At 47.2% G+C, this 19,487-nt stretch carries 20 protein-coding genes and 1 pseudogene; 10 read left to right on the forward strand and 11 right to left on the reverse strand.

What is annotated here, in order from left to right; genetic code table 11:
* Nucleotide 1: 1 nt before the first annotated feature.
* The 3 genes from MZO40_RS00820 to MZO40_RS00830 form a co-directional block, all read right to left on the reverse strand.
* Nucleotides 2–1,414 (reverse strand): C69 family dipeptidase, encoded by a 1,413-nt coding sequence (locus tag MZO40_RS00820; RefSeq protein WP_105922180.1) that lies wholly within the window; start codon nt 1,412–1,414, stop codon nt 2–4.
* A gap of 264 nt (nt 1,415–1,678) precedes the next feature.
* Entirely contained in the window at nt 1,679–1,933 is a 255-nt protein-coding gene (locus MZO40_RS00825) for an AbrB/MazE/SpoVT family DNA-binding domain-containing protein (protein ID WP_105922179.1), read from the reverse strand.
* Nucleotides 1,934–2,086: 153 nt separating this feature from the next.
* Complete coding sequence (locus tag MZO40_RS00830) at nt 2,087–2,332, reverse strand: hypothetical protein (RefSeq protein ID WP_101872738.1); 246 nt, start codon at nt 2,330–2,332, stop codon at nt 2,087–2,089.
* A 920-nt stretch (nt 2,333–3,252) separates the two neighbouring features.
* Between MZO40_RS00830 and MZO40_RS00835 the strand changes: the two genes are divergently transcribed.
* From MZO40_RS00835 to MZO40_RS00845, 3 genes are all read left to right on the forward strand, one after another.
* Nucleotides 3,253–3,453, forward strand: a complete 201-nt coding sequence (locus MZO40_RS00835) for a hypothetical protein (protein ID WP_021338181.1) — start codon at nt 3,253–3,255, stop codon at nt 3,451–3,453.
* A 12-nt stretch (nt 3,454–3,465) separates the two neighbouring features.
* Entirely contained in the window at nt 3,466–4,365 is a 900-nt protein-coding gene (locus tag MZO40_RS00840) for an SPFH domain-containing protein (protein WP_105961307.1), read from the forward strand.
* A gap of 205 nt (nt 4,366–4,570) precedes the next feature.
* Entirely contained in the window at nt 4,571–5,887 is a 1,317-nt protein-coding gene (locus MZO40_RS00845; RefSeq protein WP_088770162.1) for an MFS transporter, read from the forward strand.
* Between the two features lie 338 nt (nt 5,888–6,225).
* On the opposite strand, the gene fba is transcribed toward MZO40_RS00845, so the two are convergent.
* Nucleotides 6,226–7,089 carry a class II fructose-1,6-bisphosphate aldolase gene (gene fba / locus MZO40_RS00850; protein WP_003637556.1) on the reverse strand — a complete coding sequence of 288 codons (864 nt, stop codon included), beginning with the start codon at nt 7,087–7,089 and terminating at the stop codon, nt 6,226–6,228.
* A 436-nt stretch (nt 7,090–7,525) separates the two neighbouring features.
* Between fba and MZO40_RS00855 the strand changes: the two genes are divergently transcribed.
* Nucleotides 7,526–8,896 (forward strand): aldehyde dehydrogenase family protein, encoded by a 1,371-nt coding sequence (locus MZO40_RS00855; protein ID WP_122217650.1) that lies wholly within the window; start codon nt 7,526–7,528, stop codon nt 8,894–8,896.
* A gap of 128 nt (nt 8,897–9,024) precedes the next feature.
* On the opposite strand, the gene MZO40_RS00860 is transcribed toward MZO40_RS00855, so the two are convergent.
* The 6 genes and pseudogenes from MZO40_RS00860 to MZO40_RS00885 all read right to left on the reverse strand — a co-directional run bounded on the left by MZO40_RS00860 (nt 9,025) and on the right by MZO40_RS00885 (nt 13,719).
* Nucleotides 9,025–10,038, reverse strand: coding sequence for a hypothetical protein (locus MZO40_RS00860; protein WP_050337824.1), 1,014 nt, complete (start codon nt 10,036–10,038; stop codon nt 9,025–9,027).
* A gap of 11 nt (nt 10,039–10,049) precedes the next feature.
* On the reverse strand, nt 10,050–10,943 hold the full coding sequence (locus MZO40_RS00865) for an ATP-binding cassette domain-containing protein (protein ID WP_122217651.1): 894 nt from the start codon (nt 10,941–10,943) through the stop codon (nt 10,050–10,052).
* Nucleotides 10,940–11,296, reverse strand: coding sequence for a GntR family transcriptional regulator (locus tag MZO40_RS00870; RefSeq protein ID WP_050337826.1), 357 nt, complete (start codon nt 11,294–11,296; stop codon nt 10,940–10,942). Before MZO40_RS00870 ends, MZO40_RS00865 begins: the two co-directional genes overlap by 4 nt.
* Before the next feature lie 1,126 nt (nt 11,297–12,422).
* Nucleotides 12,423–12,608, reverse strand: coding sequence for a hypothetical protein (locus tag MZO40_RS00875; protein ID WP_050337827.1), 186 nt, complete (start codon nt 12,606–12,608; stop codon nt 12,423–12,425).
* Nucleotides 12,609–12,702: 94 nt separating this feature from the next.
* Nucleotides 12,703–13,230, reverse strand: a complete 528-nt coding sequence (locus MZO40_RS00880; protein ID WP_105960798.1) for a GNAT family N-acetyltransferase — start codon at nt 13,228–13,230, stop codon at nt 12,703–12,705.
* 2 nt (nt 13,231–13,232) lie between these two features.
* A pseudogene (locus MZO40_RS00885) lies at nt 13,233–13,719 on the reverse strand (GNAT family N-acetyltransferase).
* 183 nt (nt 13,720–13,902) lie between these two features.
* Here MZO40_RS00885 and MZO40_RS00890 point away from each other — a divergent pair.
* A complete protein-coding gene (locus MZO40_RS00890) occupies nt 13,903–14,370 on the forward strand; it encodes an ASCH domain-containing protein (protein ID WP_003637548.1) in 468 nt (155 codons plus the stop codon).
* Between the two features lie 40 nt (nt 14,371–14,410).
* On the opposite strand, the gene MZO40_RS00895 is transcribed toward MZO40_RS00890, so the two are convergent.
* Nucleotides 14,411–14,626 carry a hypothetical protein gene (locus MZO40_RS00895; RefSeq protein WP_133305821.1) on the reverse strand — a complete coding sequence of 72 codons (216 nt, stop codon included), beginning with the start codon at nt 14,624–14,626 and terminating at the stop codon, nt 14,411–14,413.
* 387 nt (nt 14,627–15,013) lie between these two features.
* On the opposite strand from MZO40_RS00895, the gene MZO40_RS00900 reads away from it, so the two are divergent.
* The 5 genes from MZO40_RS00900 (at nt 15,014) to MZO40_RS00920 (ending at nt 19,448) form a co-directional block, all read left to right on the forward strand.
* On the forward strand, nt 15,014–15,556 hold the full coding sequence (locus tag MZO40_RS00900) for a helix-turn-helix domain-containing protein (RefSeq protein WP_050337831.1): 543 nt from the start codon (nt 15,014–15,016) through the stop codon (nt 15,554–15,556).
* 66 nt (nt 15,557–15,622) lie between these two features.
* Complete coding sequence (locus MZO40_RS00905; RefSeq protein WP_088770167.1) at nt 15,623–16,720, forward strand: ABC transporter ATP-binding protein; 1,098 nt, start codon at nt 15,623–15,625, stop codon at nt 16,718–16,720.
* A gap of 12 nt (nt 16,721–16,732) precedes the next feature.
* A complete protein-coding gene (locus MZO40_RS00910; RefSeq protein ID WP_105960800.1) occupies nt 16,733–17,566 on the forward strand; it encodes an ABC transporter permease in 834 nt (277 codons plus the stop codon).
* Entirely contained in the window at nt 17,566–18,381 is an 816-nt protein-coding gene (locus tag MZO40_RS00915; RefSeq protein WP_105960801.1) for an ABC transporter permease, read from the forward strand. The genes MZO40_RS00910 and MZO40_RS00915 overlap by 1 nt, the downstream gene beginning before the upstream one ends.
* Nucleotides 18,378–19,448, forward strand: coding sequence for an ABC transporter substrate-binding protein (locus MZO40_RS00920; protein WP_003637543.1), 1,071 nt, complete (start codon nt 18,378–18,380; stop codon nt 19,446–19,448). Before MZO40_RS00915 ends, MZO40_RS00920 begins: the two co-directional genes overlap by 4 nt.
* The last annotated feature ends 39 nt before the right edge of the window (nt 19,449–19,487 follow it).

Raw genomic sequence — 19,487 nt, forward strand, 5'->3', positions numbered from 1 at the left:
TTTAAAGATTGATGTCGACGTTATAAGTTAATTTGGATAGCGTCAACCCCTTCGTGACCAGCTGTCCAATCAAAGCTTGGGCCTTGTCACGCATCTTAGCGACCATCACTTTGTCTTGTTCCGTTAAGAAGGCCGTCAATTCTTCTCCAGACAACTTAGCAGCCTGCTTATCCGTTTCAGCGACAAATTGACCTAGTTCGATACGGCATTCCTTCAAATAGTCGATGTCATCTTGAACAAAGTCAGCGTAGTGTGATTCAACGATCATTGACAACGTCCGATACAACCAGTAAGCACTCTTCATATCGTGCTTCAACGGTGTATTAGCGAAGCTCGGGTCAGTTTCAGTCACGTTGGCATGGAATGGAAGATACGGCGCAAACGCGGGTACCCCAAAGGTCATCCACATAATGGCGCTTTGTTCTTCAGGGACATCGTTACGAATCTGCATCACGTGCGAATTTTGGGTCCGATTCATTGAAATTGGCCGGAACTTCTTCGCTTCTGGCGTATTTAAGAACGGATCATACTTCGTCTCGTTGTAGTGAGACCCCAGCACGAATTCGACATCCGCCACTGAGATTTTCTTAGCAGCATGACAAATAAATGGGAGTTCACTCGATTGTGGATCCTGTTCGATTTCAGGATTGAAGTACCGTTGACCATACCAGACCCGTGGCGTATTGTAGTGCCGATCCTTTTCATTATCGGTCCCAAAAATATGCCGGAAATTGAAACCTTCCTTATCAGGATTCAAATGGTGTTCTTCGACAAATTCTTGAATACCGTCTGACCACATGAAGTTATCAGGATCATCGAAATCCACCCACTGAATCGCCACTTGATTGGCAGCGACAGCGTAAGCATCGTCCGGAATCCGTTGTGCGACCCAATGATGACCAGTCACAATTTCCATATACCACACGTCGTCTTTATCATTGAACAAGACGCCGTTACCTTCTGGTGAGCCATACTTGGCAATTAACTGGCCCAAATATTCGACCCCGCCTCGCGCTGAATCGATGAATGGCGTAACCATCGTTGGGAGGGAATCTTCCGCTAAGCCATTGGGAACAAAGGGGTCGAAGGTCAACGTATGTTCATTTCCGTAGACGCTTTCAGTTGCCGATACCCCCACGTTTTTCTCATTAAACCCGTTTTCTTCAAAGACCCCTTTTTCTGCAACTTCAATATTAGGTACCGCTTGATAACGGTAGCCATCCGCTGGAAGTGGCGCAGTAAAGCCGTTCTTACCGGACGTTAACGTCTCGTGGCGACCGTGAACGGCGGGGTGAACAATGAACTTTTGCGGGGTAATCGGCATAAACGTATCATCGTTACGGGCAATCATCGTTGATCCGTCAACTGAGGCCTTTTTCCCGACTAAAATGGTGGTACAAGCTTGTTCGTACATCAGCATATCTCTCCTGTCTTTTATTATCGATTATCAATACCAATGATACACGCTCTGCGCGAAAAAACCACCATTGCGGAAGCGCTGACAACTAAATTTGACTGGATTTTAAGGTCTGGTGGTGGTTGCTGGGGCCAGGCCGCTTAGTGTACCGAAATATTTAGGCGCCATACTTGTTTGTTGAAGTAAAAAAATAACGAGGCAGGCTGAGTTTCCTACCTCGTTATCATCAATGACTTGCTTCAGCTTGCAACGCCATACCCATCACTGTCGATCACTTTCTGCCAACATTTGAAGCGTTTTGGCATACTTCTTTTTAGCATACGCCACCGCTGCCCAGAACTCGGAATCAGACATTTTCTTTATCGGCTCTTCAGCCCGCGTGAGCGCTAATTTATTATCTGCTGTCAGTTCCAATTCAACTTGACTGCCAGCAGTTAACTGCAACCGTTTCGCCATTTCAGCTGGAATGGTCACGGCTAATCCATCATCTACTTTAATTACTTTGCTGTCTTTCATGCGACCTCACCTTCCATTGAACGATGACCGGTTAATACTCAGAAAATCTGAATGCTTTAGTTTTACCATATTTTGACCGTTTTTATAACTAATTTGTCTCACTATTTTATAAAAAGTCATCGACATTCAAAGTAGTCATCCGTTTAACGGCCATCATTCTAGGTGTTCACGACCGACTGGGCTGAGCGGCTGTAATTCCGGGTCGGTTGCCATATCGTGCTGGTAATCATAATTCTGCCAATCTGGGTCACTAAAAATATTTGGCCGGCCACTGGGCTCAACCGTATTGGCTGGTTCCCGATGCCCTTTAAAACGTCCTGTTAATCGCTGCACGAAGGCAATGATCGTCGTCAGAATCCATCTGCTGAGCGCTTTCGCCCACATCAACAATTTACTCATTCGTTATCACCTTTCTATCACTGCTGCATGACACTGTGCTTCAATCTGAGTGAGCCAAACGTCCAAGCCTGCCAAGACGCCAAGCATTGCAGCTCATCCCACTTCAAATGACCACCACTATTACACCTGATTTTGTCCTAAATTGCGAGAAAAATCTCCCGTCCACGACTTTTTCAACGATTACGTTAGTCACAAGTCGCCATACTGATAATTATTTGCCAGTCCAATTTAATTTCGTAAATTTGTTTGTACAAATTAATGTGACTAACGCTAAGTGGCCGACACAACTCGCCATAATCAGCACCACGACTGCATTTACCCCCATCGATTGCCATAATAATCCACGTCAAAAAGAACCATATTAGTTATCGTATTCCATAAATCTTTTCGTAATCTAATCAATAATTCTTAAATTTGAAAAATCGTCATCACATTTTCTTCACAATTCGTTGTTATGATGTACTCATAGCAATTAAGGATCCCCCTCCAAGATTGCTACTATAATAATTAACATTCTTTTCATTTACTCCTCCAAAGTAATGAAATCCGTCAAAGCGTAACAACTTTGACAGCTTGGTGAGCGGCATGTGAACGTCCCCCCGCTTATATGAATAAACGCTCATCAAGTTATCAGCATATGATTCCCCGTCGTATGCTGACCTACTCCTTTTGACCTTCGTATTCCCGTACGAAGGTTTTTTTGTGCCCAAATCACAGTGCGGCCATAATAGGTGGCCTTGATTGGCAGCTTGCCGCGAGACACCTTTTTCATTAGTATGTCGCGTATTATTTCTCGCATCAGCCGAAGTAACACGGCCTAGCGTCGCACTGTTCGCTGGGGGATTAAAAGTCGCACCCCTATCAATCTCACTGAAAACAGCTTATAATTTAATTATCATCACATTAAAGGTGGGTCATCTATGCAAGAGGGATACTTAGATCAGCGCTTAATCGGCCAGCGCTTCATTCTCAAACCGACCGATTTAACCGATGGCGTCGCATTCTATGGCATCTTTTACCATTTGCACGCCGCAACGCCACTTCACGCTGGCGATACCGTTGAAATAACGGCGGTCAGCGCGCACGGCTTAACGGTAACGATCGTCGCGCCACAACAATAGGGGGATTTTATTATGGTAGGCATCATCGTTGCAATCATCATCATTTGCTTAGTCATCCTGATTCTCGCCGCATCCATCCGCATCATTACGCAACCTAATCAAGGGGTCGTTTTGACTTTCGGTAAATTCGAGCGGGTACTCAGTTCTGGCTTCCACTTCATCAAGCCATTCATTTCACGCATCATCACCGTCAACACCGCGCAAACGCCGGTCGACCTGAATCAACAAGTCGTGATTACGAAGGATAACGCCGAAATCTCGGTCAAAATCTCACTCAAATACCACGTCACTAATATTGAAGATTTCGTCTTCAAAAACGAAGACTCGGTCCGCAGTATGATTCAAGATACGCGGGCTGCATTGCGGGGGATCATTGGGAACAAAGAATTAAACGAGGTTTTGAATGGGACGCAGGAAATCAACGCTGCCCTGTTCAAAGAAATCTCATCCGTGACTGCCGGTTATGGGCTGAACGTTGACCGGGTCAACATCGATTCCGTCAACCCCTCCGCTGACATTCAAGCTTCAATGAACAAGCTGTTGCAAGCCACCCGGGAACGGGACGCGACCATCGCCACCGCTGAAGGGAAGAGTAAGTCGATCACGCTGGAAAACGAAGCCAACAACCGCGCGTTATTAGCGACGAACAAGGCGCAAAACGAAGCACTGGTGAACAGCGCTAAAGCGAAGGCCACCGCGGTCCAGACTGAGGCCGACGCCGATGCTTATCGGACCCGCATTTTGAATGAAGCCCTGGCCCAGTCGTCAGAAAACTACTTCATCTTCCAAAACACCGAGGCCGTCAAAGCCTTAGCGGACGGTTCCACTAACACGGTCGTCTTACCAAACCAGACTTTAGATAGCTTAGGCTTGATTCCCGCACTCACCAAAGTCGGTAAATCCACGAAGTAATTGAATTTTTTATCACCTGTTTAACTTAGAAGTCCTCAAATGGCGTGCTGCCACTTGAGGATTTTTTTGACTTATCAAACGATTAGCATCACCACCATGCTTCGTCAAACTGGTTATTATCATTTTTGTAAACCTTTCCGTTAGGTTTCGTCGGTCAATTAGGTTAGAATTAGGTTGTGCAAAACCATACTTAGAGGTGTTAATATTGAATCAACCTTGGCAAACTGCTTGGCCAGAGCGGATTAGTTACGGGCTTAGCGATGCCGCGGATAACTTAGTCTTTCAGATGATGACCACTTACTTACTATTCTTCTACACGGATGTCTACGGACTTTCGACTAGTGCCGCCGCGATTTTATTTGTCGTTGCGCGCTTGGCCGATGTCGTCGAAAGTCTGATTATCGGTGTCATGATTGACCATACCCATTCGCGCTTCGGTAAAAGTCGCCCATTTTTCTTATGGTACGCATTACCCTACGTCCTGTTTGCAGTCCTGACCTTCGTCACCCCTGACTTTGGTGCGACTGGTAAACTCGTGTGGGCGTATGTCACCTACCTCGGCTTAGGCTTCTTTTATACTGCCGTTAACTTACCGATCACATCCATTTTACCGGCACTCTCGAAAAACGAGCGTGAATTGACGCTACTCGGCGTGATTCGTCAATTTTTCGGCAGTAGTGTCCAGATTATCGTTGCCGTCTTTACCTTACCGCTAGTGGCATTATTCGGTCAGGGCAACCAGCAACGGGGCTTTTTACTCACCATCGTCTTATTCGGCATCATTTCATTAGTGCTGATACTGAACACGTTCTTCCAAGTTAAAGAACGCTTTAGTCAGCCAGAGCGCCCACATCAATCACTCAGCGCGGTCTGGGGCATGCTCAAACAAAATCAACCCTGGTTTATTTTATCGAGCGTTATTTTGCTCTATTGGCTAACGACTGCAATCAAAAACCAGACGACCATTTACTACTTCAAATACCTGATTCAACGTGAAGACTTGGTTCCAGTCGTTAACGGCTTCACGTTTGCGTCACTGATTGGCGTGATTCTGATCGTTCGACTCGCGAACCACCACGGCAAGAAGAATACCATGTTGGCCGGTATCGCGATTGCGGCTGTGGGCCAACTCATTCTCGGACTCGGAACAGCCATCAATCAGTTGACGCTCGTCTTCGGTGGCACCCTCATCAATGCCGTGGGTAACGGGCTCATTATTGGGCTAGTCTCCATCATGATTGCCGACACGATTCGTTACGGTACCGCCTTAGGCATTCAAGCGGAAGGTATCTTAGCCTCTACCGATGACTTTGGCGTAAACGTCGGCTTAGGTCTGGGCGGCTTAGTTACTGCCGGTCTCTTTCATCTGAGCGGCTACACCGCCAACCACGCGCAAAACATCGCCACGCAACACATGATTACATTGAACTACGCTTGGCTCCCGTTGTTACTCTACGTCATCATGTTCCTCGTTTTGATTTTCTATAATGAACGCCAATTACAAGACGCAATTGACGCATAACTAAAAACATGAGGTCCGCATCCACCTGGTTGGGTTGCGGACCTCATGTTTTTGGTTGAGTGGTTTTCAAACAGTGTGCTAGTTCTTAAGTTCAAAATCAACCAGCTTAGAAACGCTGGAAACAGAGCGAATTAACGTAACACTGCAGTCATGGATTCGTCCTGCTCCGGCTTCCAGGCATTCTGGGCAATGGCCGGAAACCCACGTCTTAAACACCAACATTATCTAACTGCTTTATCAGAATACAAATTTTGTTGTTCTGCACCATACCAACCCCAAAAAAACGCATGAAAAAAGCCGGCTCCGAAGAGTCGACTTTTTCTGAATCAAAAATCCAATTATTTAACAGCTGGAGTCTTGAACCAGCCAATACGTGATGTAACAACATCAACGATGGCTTTCTTACCAGGTGCCAATAACTTACGAGGATCGTAGCCTTTACCGATTTGGTCTGCGCCAGATTCGATGTAAGCACGAGTTGCATTGGCAAAAGCAACTTGGTTTTCGGTGTTAACGTTAACCTTGCTAATACCCAATTCAACAGCCTTAACGATTTGGTCCTTAGGAATACCAGAACCACCGTGAAGTACCAATGGCATCTTAACGGCTTCTGAGATTTCTTGAAGACGATCGAAGTGTAAGCCAGTCCAGTTTTCTGGGTACTTGCCGTGGATGTTACCAATCCCAGCGGCTAAGATGTCGATACCAGTGTCAGCTAAAGTCTTAGCTTCTTCAACATCAGCTAATTCACCTTCACCGATGATACCGTCTTCTTCACCACCAATTGAACCAACTTCGGCTTCAACAGAGATGCCCTTAGCATGAGCTAATTTGACGATTTCCTTAGTCTTTTCTAAGTTTTCGGCAAATGGTAAGTCATGGCCATCAAACATAACTGATGAGTAACCAACTTCGATACATTCCTTGGCAGCTTCGTAGTTACCGTGGTCTAAGTGCATAACAACAGGAACAGTGATGTTCATGCTTTCCATTTCATCAGCAACTAAGTCCATAACGAGCTTGTAGCCACCCATGTACTTAGCAGCACCCATTGAAACTTGGATAATAACTGGGGTGTTAGTGTCTTGAGCACCCTTCAAGATGCAACGAGTCCATTCAAGGTTGTTTGTGTTGAACGCACCAATAGCATAATGGTTCTTGTATGCGTCTTGTGTCATATCAACAGCATTTACAAATGACATAAAATAACCCTCCTAGGTTAATTAAGAGATACGATTTTTGAATCACATTCATTTTAGCACATTTTAGATAGGAGTGATAACCGATTTGGCATATTTCTTAACCAACGATTGCCGGTAATTTGCCGTCTTTTTGATACCTATCGAATTGTAAACCCTTCCATCGATTTTTAAATCATTTCCCAATGTCGGAATTCCTGTCAAAATTAGCTATAAAATCAAGGTTTAGGATTTTGTGACAGAAATAACAACCATTAATGATTATAAAATGTAAGCAGCCAACTTATTTACATTATAAAACGCCTTAAACACAGCAATATTAACAATTAAAGACTAAATTATGAAATATCAAATCAGCTATTTACATTTGTGAAAAAGGTTTTATAATAATGGTTGTGAAAGAAATAACAAATTGGTTTTTGCATAGGGGGAACCGTTAATGTTGAAAGAAATTGATGAACACACCACCGTGTCACAATCGATTGATCGGTTAGTCTTGAACGCCTCGTTAGCCGCCACTCGGCTAGAAGTGATGAACCAAGAACAAGTTGACCAAGCCGTGGCCGCCATGGCTCGCGCAGCCCACGCAGCTCGTGGCATGTTAGCTGCCATGGCAGTTGAGGAGACCGGACGGGGAAATTATCGCGATAAGGTCGCCAAGAATGATTTCGCAGCCAAACACATTTACGATTACATCAAGGATGACAAGACCGTTGGCATCATTAACGACGATCCGGTCAGTGGCGTCATGAAAGTGGCTGAGCCAGTCGGTATTATCGCCGGTGTTACGCCAGTCACTAATCCCACGTCGACCGTCATCTTCAACGCGATGCTGGCCTTAAAGACTCGTAATCCGATTATCTTCGGTTTCCACCCGTTTGCGCAAAAATCATGTGTCGAAACTGGCAAAATCATCCGTGACGCTGCGGTTGCCGCGGGTGCACCCAAAGATTGGATTCAATGGATCAAAACACCTAGTCTGGAAGCAACTAACACCTTAATGAACCACCCTGGTGTGGCAACGATTATTGCAACCGGGGGTGCCGGCATGGTCAAAACGGCGTACTCCACCGGCAAGCCTGCGCTCGGCGTTGGTCCCGGCAATGTGCCCTGCTTTATCGAACAGACCGCTGACGTGCATCAAGCCGTTAGTGATGTCGTCACGTCCAAGTCGTTTGATAACGGCATGATTTGTGCGTCCGAATCGAACCTTATCGTGGCCGACCAGATTTATGACCAGGTCAAGACCGAACTCAGTCAACAGGGCGTCTATTTCGTTGGCCCTGACAATTTTAAGGCCTTAGAAGCAACCGTCATGAACCTCGACAAGCAGGCCGTTGATCCAAAGGTTGCTGGACAAACGCCATGGCAGATCGCACAATGGGCCGGTTTCGACGTTCCTACCGACACCAAGGTCTTAGCCGTTGAACTACCTAGCATCGGTGGCGACCAAGTCTTATCACGTGAGAAGTTATCGCCAGTACTCGCGGTCGTACATGCCAAAGATACTGAGACGGGCTTCAACTTGATGAAACGCAGTCTGTCACTGGGTGGCTTGGGTCACACGGCCGCCTTGCACACGACTGACGAAGCCGTCATGAACAAGTTTGCCTTGGAAATGACCGCTTGCCGGGCGTTAATCAACGTCCCATCCTCACAAGGGGCGATTGGTTACAAGTACGACAACGTGGCGCCTTCCCTAACACTCGGTTGCGGGACATGGGGTCATAACTCGATTTCACATAACTTGGAAGACTGGGACTTGCTCAATATCAAGACCGTCGCCAAGCGTTTGGATAAAATTCGCTAACTTCATAAGATAACTCATTCAGGTCACTGATAATAGACCCAAGAGAATTCAAACTGCCGCTAATAAACGTGCCCACCGAAGTCATTTCACTTCAGTGGGCACGTTTTAGGTTCAAACTGATTCAATTGTTACGCCAGCTTCTTGAACGTCCAAGCATCCCGGAACCGGTCCGGTCGATATAAGAACCAACGACCCAGACTCCAAGTGAGGTAAGCGACCGCAATCGTCAATAGAATAAAAGTAACTAGCGGTAATTGCGGTTTATAATGGTCGGTCAGTAAGCCAACAATCCCAGCACCGAATTGCGAGCAGCTGATGGCAATAATCAAATAGCCGATTGAAAAACTCAGAACAGCGCCGCGCAATTGTGGGAAACGGAAAAAGTCCTGCCCATTTTCTAATGATAAGTGGTCAAACGCCCATTGGTTGAGCCAGTAGAGACCTCCACTAATGACGCCACAAATCACCAGGACAATTAACAGACCGCTGGGGTGCTGACTCGACAACGTCCCTAAAATATCCGCTTGGCGATAAGTCTGACCAGTCACTCCAGCCACAATGTTGATCAAGCCATCGTAGGCAAACGGCAGACTGCAAGTGAAGACGAACGTCGCCAGGGCACTTGCAAAGACGCGGCCGACCCACAAGCCAAACGTGGCCGCGACTAGGCTTAGCGTGATAATTAGTGCTAGAATTTCAACTTCCTCATAGATCGAGCCAACCCAGTTCACCCCAACATGCCGATTGACCAGCACCCGCCAAGTAATCAGGCCATAAATCGCTTCGGCCAAGACGTACGCACTCACCACCGTCCCAATCAGGAGTCCGATTTTGCGGCGATAGATCTGGCGCCGCGGAACCGGCAAGCTAAATAAATACTGATCAAAGTTTGTAAAATTATCATTCAAAAATAGCACGACGCCTATGACTAGGCTGACTAAAATACTGACGACCAGCCCCATTCGAATACCGTTCGCACTGGTCAATGTAAAACTGGTCTCATTCACCGCAATGTATAAGGACGGACGCTGCACGATACTATAACCTTCCTTAATACCAGCCAGCAATAAGGCCACTATTCCTGTCAATACAATGACGCGATAGTGCCGCCACAACAACTGCCATAATGTTCGTTTGGTCATATCCCCGCCCCCTAAGATAATAATTCAAAATCCGCTTCGTCCGTCAAATTCGCCATGAACAAGTCAGCCAATGAGAGTGGTAACTCTTCTTGAAAGACTGGCTCAGTCGCGGCCAATTGCGTCTGGAGCGCTTCGTCGAAATTCTCGAAAACAACGACGATCACCCGTCCCGACACGTGGACGATGTGTCCCAGCTGCTTGATCACCGCTGGAATCTGCTTATCACGGTAGACCAGTTGAACTTTGCGCGCATTATGCCGCATCGATTCCAACTGATAATCGTTGACGATTTGCCCGTGCTTTAACATCAATGCCCGGTCGATCACGCCTTCTAGTTCGACCAAGTTATGCGACGCAATCACGATCGACCGCTCGCCGGTTGCGACTTCATCAATCAAGATGCCCAGAATATTCTTGCGAATCAGGACGTCCAAACCATCTAGCGGTTCATCGAGAAAGAGGTATGGTGCTTGCGTCGCCACGCTGAGAATAATGGTAAATAAGCCAAAGGTTCCCTTTGAAAAATGCCGTAATTTTTGCTTAGAAGTCAACTGATAACGGTCGAGTAATTGCTCAAATTTGGCATTATCAAAGGCCGGATAAGCGGCTTGGTAGTACCACTGAATTTGTTTAATCGTCGCGCCCTTGAAGAAATTCGTCAGTGGATCGATGAAGCACAACTGCGTACGAGACGCTGGTTGCGTTGCCACGTTTTGACCATCGACTGTGACGGTCCCTTTGTCGCTGAGATACTGACCGTTGATGGTCCGAAACAGCGTCGTCTTACCGACACCATTACGACCGACCACGCCGACGATTTGTCCTAAGCCAATTTCAAAACTAATCTCATCCAACGTCTGGTGATGATCGATTTGTTTACTTAACTGATTAATCACTAAACTCATAACATTTCCCCCGTTTTATCCAGCCAGTCGTGAAGTTCAGCGATACTGACCCCACTCTGATACGCTAGCTTGACGATTTGTGTGAACCGTTCGCGTAATTCCGCTTGCAATAGGCTCGAATCCGCGGCTTGCACGTAAGTCCCCTTACCTGGAACCGTCTGAATGATCTGTTGCGCCTCCAACTGCTTGTAAGCCTTGCTGACCGTATTTGGATTGAGCAAGTGTTGGCGCGCCATCTCCCGCACCGATGGCAACTGTTCGCCAGGCTGCAACACCCCGTGCGCGATATCTTGTTCAATTCCAGTTACCAACTGCGCATAATACGGCTGCCTGCTCCCATGGTCAATTTGCATGGCCCACCTCCATTTGCAATCCGACGACTGCTTTGTTTAAACAACATAGTACAGCATAGTACAGTTACTGACAAGGTAAGAAAGTCTTAATATTCTGTGAAAATGAACGGGGTGTGGGATTACTGTTCGTCAGCGTTTGCTCGTCCTAGTCCGACTTACAGGGCCGGCTGACAACGCTGGAACAGGGCGGACATCGATTTGAACTCACGCAGAAGTGCACTGCGCAATTTCAAATACGAGTCTTCTTCTAGCCCGGGAACCCCACCCGGACAAGAAGAATTTCGCCCTTGAGCATTGTCAGCCAGCCCTTCCAGTCGGGAAGCCGTTCGAATGGCAGATGAACGGCTACCTATCTGAGTACAATTGACCACTGAATATTAGAAAACTGAACCCTTAGGTAAACTTTGAGTTTGTCTCTGCGATGATTTATGGTGTGTAAATACTGAGAAGATTGTCTACAGGTTATTGACTAACCCAAGGAAAATCCGGCAAAAAATATACTCATTAAAAATAACAGACCGGCCATTCATGAAGAACTCAGGAATTTGACGTCTCAGTAGACTAGAAAACATGACGAAAATGTCAAATGATGCCGTCAATTCGTCGAATGAAAGAAACGAGTATGCCAATTTATAAATTACTGGAGACCAGCCTTACAGTTCAGTGTCAAAGTGAATGTTTACTATAAATCAAGGAACAGTTTGTAAAAAGTTGAGTTAGCACATGTCCGCCTTTCGAATGCCATCCCCGGCTGGAAGGTATTCTGGACAAGGCCCAGTGGTGAAATTTCACTTAGCAAGCGTTTTTTGCTTGGTTAGTGAAAGACCAGTATTTAAGACGCGGGTCATCGGCTTAAATCTGTGTCCACCACGTTCCGGCCATTGACCAGAATGCCTGGAAGCCGGCGTAGGACGACACCACCACTGCAGTTTTACGCAGACTTGCTCTATTTTCCAGCGATTCTCAGCTGGCTGCTTTTGAACTTAAGAACTGTCACATTCTACCCACAACTCCTGACAAACAGCCAATCACAATGCGTTAACAACTTTTTTACGAGTAAAAGCGCCCGCACTTGTCAATGACAAGTACGGGCGCTTATTTAGGTTGCGATTTAGCTGCGAGTCACTTATTTGCGCCGTAGTTCCGTTGCGGCGTATTCCATAATCGCCATCAACACAATCAAACTAATCGGAAAAGCAATCGCACTGACTGTCAAACTAGCGGTAATTTCGAAAAACGTGAAAATCACCATTAATAGTAAGACGGATGCAATTAACATCCCAGTGTCCGCTTTTCCCCAATGCTTAATCATCTGTGTTAACCTCATTTCTATTTATTAGTCACCACGAGTTTAACACGTCTGATATCGCTTACTAGGCCTTATCGCTAAGAGTTCCATGAGAATTCTATTGGAGCAGTCGCGACATGGTCGTCACGGGCAGCCGGCCCCCGGCACGTAACGGTAAGAAGAGTTGATTGCCATCTTCAAAGCCCAGTCCTTCCCAGAACCGCGCAACGCCTTCATCCGCAGTCACCCGTGTCAGCTGGATCACTTTGATATTGCTTGCAAGGGCTGCCTGCATCAGGCCGGTGACGATGATGCGACCGACTGATTTACGCTGATATGCCCGGTTGACCATCAGCAAGCCAATAAATAGAAATTGCTCCTGTGGGTACTGATTCAACAAGTCCACGACTGCGACCAGCCGATGTGCGAGATAGAAGCCAAAGACTTGTTTCTGCGCGGCAGCCAACTCATCTGGATGGGCGGTCAAGTCATGTTGGACTTCCGTCATGGTCAACGGTTCTGGTGAAAAATACTGATGATACTGCGGGTTACTCTGCTCTAAGCGCAGTAAGTCTTCCTGGTCTGCTAAAGTGAGCAGGCGAATTTCAAAATCCGGTAATTGTGCTTGTAACGTTGCTAATTTCATTTTTAATCCCAAACTTTCTCTAAGTTATACCAAGTCTCACCGGCATGCGTTGACTCAGCGACCCCCTGATTGACAAAGCCATTCTGTTCATAAAATGGCACCAAGCGTTCCAAGCAGGTCAAACTCATACTCGTTCGACCATGAGCCTGTGCATTCTCAGCTAAGGCAAGTCAGTAGCTGGCTGCCAATCTGTTGATGACGGGCTAGTGGTGAGACCGCCAACGTGAACACGAGTTGGTGACCGCCACGTGGCAGGTTCGTCGGTGTCGTGACAAACATCTCGTCTTGAATGTACCGCGCACCAACAGCTGGCCCCACGATAAAGCCTAATACGACCGCATCATCGCGCGCCACTAAAAAAGTCTCGCCCAACTTCTCGATTCGTTCCCGATAGGCAGCTTCACTGCCGGCTTCGGCTTCCGAAAAACCCGCTTTTTCAATCGCCATAATTTGTGGCAAATCCGTCATCTTAACAGGTGTAATTTCCATCAATCTTCGCCTCCGATTCGTACGCCCATTATAACAAATCTTGCTTAATTGTTGACTCACTTAATTTTCCGATTGAATCCAGTGTCGAACGTGTCGTTTTATGAAGCGACATGCTATACTTGAATTGTGAATTCGGTTACATGATGACGAATTCAATATTCTAAGCGAAATTAGGTGACAGGTATGCCAGCACAATCAGCAGAACAATTATGGAAAGCTTACAATGAAACGACCGACACACAAGGGGCCTCTTATCAGACACGTTGGTTTGGTCAACAAAATAACCCTCAAGAAGTTCAGGCTTTGACTGATGCCATTCTGGCTGGAACGAAGACAGCCACAACGACACCGTTGGACACTTTTACAGCGGAACAAGTTGCCATTCCCCAAGTCGGCGATTATAACGTGTTATTAAACGGTGATATGAAACCAGTCGCAATCATCAAAACGGTAGTCTCCGAATTGATTCCATTCTATCGTATCTCCGCGGAACACGCTTATCATGAAGGCGAAGGTGATCGCAGCATCGGCGATTGGCGGAAACGCAAGACCGATGAGTTCACCCCAACGCTAGAAGAACACGGCAAAAACCTTTCATCAGATACACCGATGGTCAGCGAGGTTTTTGAAGTCGTTTACCGCGCGGATTAATAACAACGATGACGGCCTGAGACGGATGTCTTGGGCTTTTTTAATGCCGCTTGGGCGGTTTGTAGTCTGTGCCGGGCGATACTGCTGCCAGATTTAATGGTCCGTGCCAAATGATAACATTCGTTTCAAACTGTCCAATGACGAGCTTCGGCTGGTCGATTTGGACTAATCTAATGATGGCACGCCGATCATTAACTTGAATCCACCTAGTCGTTTGGTTCTGGCCAGTCGCTAACATCCCACTTAAACTGTCCACCGACGAGACGCTGCTGACCGGTTTGGCACCGTCTAGCGATAGCACGCTGATGATGTCACTTGAACTAACCTGGCCACTGGATGCTGGCTAGCCGCTAACATGCCGCCGTTCACTCAGTTTGGTCAATCAACCTTAATTCCTAGGTTTGAAGCGCAACTCGTACGCAACCGTGGCACAAGACTGGATTGATTAATTAACCGAACAACGCTCACCATCCGCCAAACACCAACCCGCATTAGCCTTTTCAGCCGCGGTCATTTGGTGGTAAAAGTTAGCAAGTTAAAATTCGCAAAAAAGGCTTGCCACCACCCCATTTTTCATTATAATTAAAGCTCGTGCTAAACTTATTGTTTAGTTAAACAAAACTACCGATTCGAGGTGAATGTCATGGATATTGGTCAACGCATCCGCAATCTGCGGATTCAAAAACAACTGACGCAAGAAGAGCTGGGCGAACGAACTGATCTCAGTAAAGGTTACATATCGCAATTGGAACACGATCAGTCATCGCCTTCGATGGAGACCTTCTTCGCGATTCTTGAAGTCCTGGGTTGTGCCCCCGCTGATTTCTTCGCGACGGAACAACCGACCCATAAAGTCGTCTACCATCCAGATGAACAGACGACTTATGACGATGAAGCCCTCGGATACCGTGTCAAATGGCTTGTACCGGCCTCTAACGACAACCAGTTAGAGCCCGTCACCGTTACACTGGTTCCGAATGGTCGCTTCAAATCCTTTGAGCCTTCGCCGGCGGAAACCTTCATCATGGTTCAAACCGGCACGCTCAGTTTACAATTAGGCACACAGCGGTATACCGCTACGGCGGGTGACACCTTGTCATTTCATGCCACTAAGACGCACCAAATCAGCAACCCAGGCTCGACGTCCTGCACGTTCACCTTGGTTACGACCGCGTCCTACTTATAATCACAGTACTACTGACTGGCGCGCCACGTTGCGCGATCCAGCACACGTTTTAGGGAGGTCTTTACTTTGGCGGTTAACGCACAACCAATTATTCGGTTAACGAATATCACAAAAAGTTACGGGGAACATCAAGTTTTAAAAAATATCAATCTCGACCTAGAAGCCGGTAAGTTCTACACCTTACTAGGCCCTTCTGGTTGCGGTAAAACAACGATTCTACGGACCATTGCGGGCTTTACCGACGCGACTTCGGGACAAGTCTACTTCGATGGGCAACTCATCAACGGACTACCAGCCAACCAACGACAGGTCAATACGGTCTTTCAAGACTACGCACTCTTCCCACACATGAATGTCGCGGAAAACGTGGCTTTTGGCCTCAAGCTCCATAAAGTGCCTAAGGATGAAATCGAGACTCGGGTTCAAGACGCGCTCGCAATGGTGCAACTGGCGGACCTCGGCGACCGCGAAATCAGTGAAATTTCAGGCGGACAACAACAACGGGTCGCAATTGCCCGGGCACTGGTCATGCAGCCCAAAGTCTTATTGCTGGACGAACCGCTATCAGCGCTTGATGCCAAACTTCGTAAAGACATGCAGTATGAATTACGCGACTTGCAACAACGGCTTGGCATCACCTTCCTATTTGTGACCCATGACCAAGAAGAAGCCCTCGCCATGAGTGATGAGATTTTTGTCATGAACGCTGGTGAGATCCTGCAAGGTGGCTCACCAGTCGACATTTACGACGAACCCATCAATCACTTTGTTGCAAACTTCATTGGCGAAAGTAATATTATTCCCGGCAAGATGCTGCAGGACTTCGAAGTCGAATTCGTTGGCAAATCCTTCGAATGCGCTGACGCCGGCATGCAACCAGACGAACCCGTCGAAGTCGTGCTCCGACCAGAAGACTTGGACATCGTCGCGGCGGACCAGGGCAAGCTCGTAGTCACCGTGGATTCACAACTCTTCCGCGGCAACTACTTTGAAATCGTGGCTTACGATACCGACCACAACGAATGGCTCGTCCACTCGACCAACCCGGCGGCAGAAGGTGAACCAATCGGCTTGACCTTTGACCCGCAAGACATTCACGTCATGCGCCTCAACGAAAGCGAAGCGGCTTTCGACGCCCGGCTTGAACAATATGAAGATGATTAGGAGGTGGCCAGCATGCAACAAAAACAACGGTTGAGTCGTAACACGGCTTACTTCATTCCGTACATGTTATGGATCATCCTCTTCGTCATCGCGCCCGTGCTATTGCTCATTTATCAATCGTTCTTTAACATTGATGGACAATTCACGTTTGGCAATTACCAGACCTACTTCTCGTCCAACACTTATTTGATGATGACGCTCAACTCCGTCTGGTATGCTTTTTTGATCACCTTGGCAACCATTCTGATCAGCTATCCCACGGCATACTTGCTCAACGAGACCAAGCATCCACAACTATGGCTACTGCTGATCATCATGCCAACGTGGATCAATCTCTTGTTAAAGGCCTACGCCTTCATTGGAATTTTCAGCCAAGCTGGAATCGCCAATCAATTTTTGAGTTTTATTGGCATTGGTCCCAAGCAGCTGCTGTTCACGAACTTTAGCTTTATCTTTGTTGCGGCCTACATTCAAATTCCGTTCATGGTCCTGCCGATTTACAACTCGATCAGCGAACTGAACGCCTCGTATATCAATGCCAGTCGTGACTTAGGGGCGACCAATTGGCAAACATTCAGTCGGGTCATTTTCCCCTTGACCTTACCGGGCGTCAAAGCTGGGATTCAGGCCGTCTTCATTCCATCGCTATCACTCTTCATGTTGACGCGCTTGATTGGCGGGAACAAAGTAATCACGCTGGGGACTGCCATTGAAGAGCACTTCTTAACGACCATGAATTGGGGCATGGGCTCGACGATCGGCGTTGTACTGATTATCGCGATGGTCATTATCATGTGGCTGACTAGTGGTGGCAAACGACGCACACGAAAGGGGTTGACGAAATAATGACGTTACGTAACTTCAAGTGGCGCAATCTATACCTCTGGTTCATCTTTATCGTGTTATACGCGCCAATTATCTTTCTTATCGTCTACTCCTTCAGTCAGGGGACGACCATGAACAACTTCCACGGATTTACGTGGCAGCACTACCAAGATTTGTTCGCCGACACGCGGTTGATTGCGATTTTTCTGGATACCTTATTGATTGCCCTCTTATCTTCACTATTAGCAACCGTTATCGGTACGCTCGGGGCATTAGGCATCAATAGTACGACCAAGCCAATCACACGCAACACGCTGTTATCCTTGAACAATATCCTGATGGTCTCACCCGATGTCATCATTGGGGCTAGTTTTCTGATTTTCTTCACGGCACTGAAAATCCCACTCGGGTTTGGTTCAGTGCTACTGAGCCACATCGCCTTCTCGATTCCCATCGTGGTCTTGATGGTGCTCCCCAAGATTCAGGAAATGAGTTCGAGTTTGCTCGATGCCGCGGCGGATTTAGGCGCTAATAATTGGCAACTACTCAGCCAAATCATTATTCCGTACATCATGCCGGGGATTTTTTCGGGCTTCTTCATGGCGCTGACCTATTCGCTCGATGACTTTGCCGTGACCTTCTTCGTGACCGGGAACGGCTTCAGTACGTTGTCAGTTGAAATCTATTCACGGGCGCGTCAAGGCATCAACTTGGAGATCAACGCGCTATCCGGACTCATGTTCTTAATGGCACTCGTGTTAGTGATTGGTTACTACTTCATCAACCAATACAGCAGTCGGCACCGGCGGCCAGCAGTTAGGGGGCGGCGGAAATGAAAAAGTTATTCGGTATCATCGTCAGTCTGCTCGTCGTCTGTGGTCTGCTCGCTTTTGGCGCACAACGCTTACAGACGAGCTCCGGTAGCACCGGTAAAAAGGTGTTGAACTTGTATACTTGGGGTGACTACATCGACCCGAGCTTACTCACGAAGTTCCAGAAGCAGACCGGGTATCACGTCAACGTCGAGACCTTCGACAGCAACGAAGCCATGTATACCAAGATCAAGCAAGGCGGTACCAGCTATGACCTGACCGTCCCTAGCGATTACATGATTGAGAAAATGAAAAAGGCCCACCTGCTCTTACCACTCGATAAAAGCAAGCTGACCGGAATGCAGAATTACGACCCGCGTTTCATGAACCTCGCTTTCGACAAGCACAATCGTTATTCCGTGCCGTACTTCTGGGGAACACTGGGGATTATTTATAATGACAAGTACGTGCAACCGGGCAGCATTCAGCATTGGAACGATTTATGGCAACAAAAGTACAAAAATAAGATCATGCTGATCGATAGCGCACGTGACGTGATGGGCTTTGCCCTCGCCTCTATGAACAAATCCATGAATACCACTGACCCGGCGACCTTACTGGCAGCGCGCAATAAGCTGAATCGGTTATCGCCAAACGTCAAAGCGGTCGTTGCCGATGAGATCAAGATGTACATGATTCAAAATGAAGCGGCGATTGCGGTTGACTGGTCTGGTGAAGCGAGTGAGATGTTGGACGGCAACTCACATCTCCACTACGTCGTGCCGTCTGAAGGCAGTAACTTGTGGTTTGACAACTTGGTCATTCCAAAGACCGCCAAGCATTTTAAAGCCATCTACGCCTTCTTGAATTTCATGAGCGAGCCCAAAAATGCCGCACAAAACGCCGAGTACATTGGCTATGCGACCCCGAACCGCAAGGCCAAAGCGCTATTGCCTAAAGCAATTCGCAATGACCGGCAGTTCTACCCAGATAACCAAACTATCAAGCACCTTCAAATCTATCAAGATTTATCACCCGCCAAAGTCGGTCTATATAATGATCGTTACTTGGAATTCAAGATGCACCATTAATCTGAGACGCCAAAAAGTGATGTTAGCTTTAGCTAGCAC

Source organism: Lactiplantibacillus sp. B652 (assembly GCF_023806745.1).
Lineage (GTDB): Bacteria > Bacillota > Bacilli > Lactobacillales > Lactobacillaceae > Lactiplantibacillus > Lactiplantibacillus pentosus.